Source organism: Dolichospermum sp. UHCC 0259 (assembly GCF_009711935.1).
Taxonomy (GTDB): Bacteria; Cyanobacteriota; Cyanobacteriia; order Cyanobacteriales; family Nostocaceae; genus Dolichospermum.
In genome coordinates this window covers 1-4,037 of sequence record NZ_VIKX01000023.1, presented here as the reverse complement: position 1 = coordinate 4,037, position 4,037 = coordinate 1, and the positions used below count along the sequence as shown (strand labels likewise).

Below are 4,037 nucleotides of genomic sequence, written 5' to 3'. Positions count from 1 at the left end.
CCATTTAGATTCATCCCCCTACTCCCCCTGCTCCCTGCCCTACATCATCCCCCTACATTTCTATCCTGTCCATAAGCTTGCCAAGCCAAATCCACCAAACCATCAACAATAGCAGCAGCTACCACAGCGTTACCCTTGCGACCTTCAACAGTAATATAAGGAACTAAGGATTCTTGTAATCTTTCTTTTGCAATTTTTGAATTGATAAAACCTGCTGGAGTAGCAACTATTAAAGTGGGTCTAATTTCTTCCGCTTCAATTAATTCCACCAGTGAAGTTAATGCTGTTTGTGCTTGACCAACGACAAATATCCCCTCTGGATAACGCCTAGCTAGAGTTTCAATGCCCCAAGCTGCACGGGTTTTTTCCTTTTGGGGTCGTGTTAGTGCTTCCATACTGCAATATACTGGATTAGCAAACGTATTTTGAATATCGTGGGATATACCAACTTGTACCATTGGCGCATCTACCACGATAGTAGTTCGCGCAGCTAAGGCTGCTGCTCCAGCTTGTAGTGCTTGTTCTGAAAACCGAATCAAGAATTTATACTCAAGGTCGCCTGTAGCATAAACTACGCGACGGACAATTTCATATTCTGCTGGTGAAAAAACATGATCACCAATTTCATTATCAATAGTTGCCAAACTTTGAGCATCAGTTACGTGCCATTCCATTGCTATTTAGCTTCTTATATATTAGCTTTCAGCTTATCAGCATTTTGGATTTTGAACTGTAAAATTGCAAATTTCCCTTCCTAATCCCTATTCCCCAGTCACTTTTCAGGATTCAGCGCCGGGGAAAGTCCGATTCAGCATGGGAGATAAATAAGCTACTAAAGCACCAATGGCAAAAGCGGAAATATTGCGGACTAGAGGCAACCAATCACTTGTACGGGTAATAACTGGAGCAATACCGAAGGCAATAAATAACATCCCCCATAAAGGTGAGAAAATTAATGCCCATTGCCAAGCAACTATTTTTTTATCGTCACGAGGTTGGGCTGCAAAGCCACAAATAATCCCGCCCACAGCGGAGGTAACAAGGGTGAGTATCCATTGTTCTCTAGGTAGCCCAGGAACGACGTTACAACCACCTTTGAGTAAACAACCTTTAACTGAAGCTAGAGCCTGGAGAATGGCTTGATCTTCTCCTTCTTCACGCACAAAGTATAGATTACCAAAGCGGGTTTGTAGTTCAATCCAGAAGGTGCGAGGTAAGAATTTATAAACTGCATCACCCACACTAAAGCTGAGGATGTTACCACCACGAGCATCTGCTACCAGGAGAATACTCTTATCATCTAAACCCCAATATTTAATTACTGCTCTACCTGGAGTGCGATCGTACTGAGTTAAGACGCGCAGTTTCCAACCAGTGTCAGTTTCAAACTGTTCTAATTCTTGAACTAGCTTTTCTTCCTGGGGGTCAGGGAGAGTTTTTGCTAAATCTACTACTGGTGTTACAAAGCTAGGTAGTAAATCGGGATTTTCATAAGCTAGGGCTGATGGGGAATTAATTGCCCAAATTGAGCTAATAAAGCAAAATGCGGCAATTGAGACTAAAATTCGTCGCCAAAAACACAGGTGCATGAACGTTTTTATACTATAAAATTCAGAAGGATAATGTAACAAGTGCTTTTTAAAGCGTAATGTAAAAGTGATACTTCTTTACACTTCTTTACTTTACTCTAATATTTAGGTAGTTTCTCATTCGATTTTTGGATTGATGAGTGTCTTTGTATTTTTCTTGGTATTTTTTGGGTGTGTGAAATTTTTCCAAGCGGCTTTAAAGCCAACTAAGACGCTACGAGTGCCGATTTGCATACTTTCTGCTTGTTTTTTGGCATTGTCCAGGCTTTGATCAAATTGTTTAACAACTTGACCTGCACTTTTGACACCTTCACTAACATCTTCGGTTAAGTCTGTTATTTCTATGCTGGTGTTGCGAATGGCGTTGAGAGTGGGTGGTAACTCTCGTGAAAGGGTGTCAAATAATTTTTCGGCACTACGAGCGGCACGGGCTAATTCCTGCAAAGCGGGGATGGTTGCCACTAAAACGGTTGTTAGACTGGCAGTAACTAGGAGGATGGATAGTCCCAGCCAAAATAAAGGATCAGTCACGGTTATGGCATTTATGAAGGTTCTAGTTTTTCAGTCAGGGAATCGGTGTTGTCTGGGGTGCTGCTGATATCAACAGTATTTGGTTTGTGGAAACTTTGGCTTTCGCGCTGGGTAGCATCTATGCCAACTGCGATCGCTTCTCGCAATCTATCCACAGTGTCTTCCCAGTTTTCTATGGTGCTACTAGAAAGACGATCTGCCTGAATTTGGACACTGGTAGAAATATCTTCCGCTAATTCGGGGATAGCATTGGCAGATTTTTTAATTAGTTTACGGGTTTCGCGGCCTGTGCGGGGAGCAATTAGTAAACCGGCTAAAGTGCCAATAGCTGCTCCTAACATCAAACCACCAATAAAGATTCCAGAACGGTTTTTAGACATTTTTTAATTTTTCTACTCCATAAAACTTAATTTTATAAAAAGATGTTATTTTCACTCCTACCTCTTTATTCCTTCCTTCTTCCTTCTTCCTTCTTCTTTCTTTCTTCCTTCTGACTCCTGACTCCTCTATCTTAACTATAAGTTGCCACTTTCTTCGCTACAAGCCAAAGATTAGAGATAGCATATTTCAAACATACTGTCTCTTTGGAAGCATGACAAGAAACCTTAACTGTTTGTGTTTTTACATCATCTTTTATAAGTTTGGCTTGATAAGTGTAGAAAGTACCGGCAGGTTGTTCAAAACTTAACTCACCAATAATTGTATGATTATCTAAGCTTTTTTCGATGATCTTACCTGTTATTTGATAGTTAAACCAATCCCAACCTAACCGCAGCATGAGTTCTCTTTCTAAGATTTGGAGAGGATTTGGTAATATTCCCCAACCACGATAAACTTTATGCAAACATTGTATATCCCCAGTATGGGTGAGAATTGATTTAAAAGTATCTTGATCGAGGATGCCATAATATCTTCCTTGGGGAAAATCTATGGCTGTGGGAGCAAATCTATGTCCACCAAAGTGACTTGATTTCCAAATCCTGATGTGATTTAACTGTAAATCAGCAATTATATTTTGAGAGTAAAAGTAAAAAGGATTGCCATATCTAGCACAACATTGATCATGGCTACCATGAGTACATATTAAGATATCTCTGGTAATACTAGATTCTATTTCATAATCAACACTCACCCCTGCTAACCATTTACTGACAATGCCGGCGACTTGTTCAATATTTGGTAATTTAAATTCTTGTTTTCGGTATCCTTGACTTAATCCCTGTTGCTGTTGATAAATTAATAGGGTTGTTTCTTGGACTTTATGGGATTCATCATTGGCAATTAATAGAAACCGAATTGGTAGTTGGGCGCGGTTTACTTCTTCTATTAAACTGCGTAAGTTATCTGGTACCCATTTAGATTCAAAGGCTTCATAAACCCAAGGGGTAGGACATTCTATTAAAATGTAGGTTTGGTAGTTGGTGGCACTACCAATGATATCTTCTTGAATTTCCCGTGAATTATCTGCACAAAAAAGTTTATTCATTTACACTTACTCAAGTAGAAATTTAATGGTCAATGTTGAGAGAAAATTCTGATTTTTAAAGTTGGTTGTGCTTAAATAAATCCTATTCAAAAAATCATGTCAAAAACTATTCAAAAAGATACAATAATTAAAAATACAGCATTATTTTATAATTTACAGGAGTTATTTTTAAATAGTTACGGCTAATTTATGACTTGTTTGATGGATACCGAATGCCATAGATTTAGCAGTTAGTAAATTATATCCTAATTTATCCATATTGCGAAATATTCTCAATTGGTTACTAAAAAAATATAAAGCCGTGAGTCTTCATATTAAACTAATCATATATTTTGATTCTAGCCTAATCTAATGATTTATTTAGGTGAATTCTACAGAAGTAACTGTTCACACTCCCCCACTAAAAAGGAATTAGGAAGTAACAGGGATAG

5 protein-coding genes are annotated in these 4,037 nt (G+C 38.5%); all 5 read right to left on the bottom strand.

The annotated features are described in order from the left end of the window. Positions 1 to 44: 44 nt before the first annotated feature. The gene (locus FJR05_RS02740) at positions 45 to 674 is read right to left on the bottom strand and encodes a precorrin-8X methylmutase (protein WP_168642703.1); all 630 of its coding nucleotides are present in this window, start codon (positions 672 to 674) and stop codon (positions 45 to 47) included. A 105-nt stretch (positions 675 to 779) separates the two neighbouring features. Further along, positions 780 to 1,589 (bottom strand): TPM domain-containing protein, encoded by an 810-nt coding sequence (locus FJR05_RS02735; protein ID WP_168642702.1) that lies wholly within the window; start codon positions 1,587 to 1,589, stop codon positions 780 to 782. Positions 1,590 to 1,706: 117 nt separating this feature from the next. Further along, positions 1,707 to 2,120: a hypothetical protein gene (locus FJR05_RS02730; RefSeq protein ID WP_168642701.1), complete on the bottom strand. Its 414-nt coding sequence runs from the start codon at positions 2,118 to 2,120 to the stop codon at positions 1,707 to 1,709. A gap of 11 nt (positions 2,121 to 2,131) precedes the next feature. Further along, positions 2,132 to 2,500, bottom strand: coding sequence for a YtxH domain-containing protein (locus tag FJR05_RS02725; RefSeq protein ID WP_168642700.1), 369 nt, complete (start codon positions 2,498 to 2,500; stop codon positions 2,132 to 2,134). Positions 2,501 to 2,631: 131 nt separating this feature from the next. Then, a complete protein-coding gene (locus tag FJR05_RS02720; protein WP_168642699.1) occupies positions 2,632 to 3,606 on the bottom strand; it encodes a sucrase ferredoxin in 975 nt (324 codons plus the stop codon). Between the last annotated feature and the right edge of the window lie 431 nt (positions 3,607 to 4,037).

Excerpts from the sequence above, each read along its gene's own strand:
- FJR05_RS02740 (WP_168642703.1), bottom strand. The coding sequence starts at position 674 with ATGGAATGGCACGTAACTGATGCTCAAAGTTTGGCAACTATTGATAAT.
- FJR05_RS02735 (WP_168642702.1), bottom strand. The coding sequence starts at position 1,589 with ATGCACCTGTGTTTTTGGCGACGAATTTTAGTCTCAATTGCCGCATTT.
- FJR05_RS02725 (WP_168642700.1), bottom strand. The coding sequence starts at position 2,500 with ATGTCTAAAAACCGTTCTGGAATCTTTATTGGTGGTTTGATGTTAGGA.
- FJR05_RS02720 (WP_168642699.1), bottom strand. The coding sequence starts at position 3,606 with ATGAATAAACTTTTTTGTGCAGATAATTCACGGGAAATTCAAGAAGAT.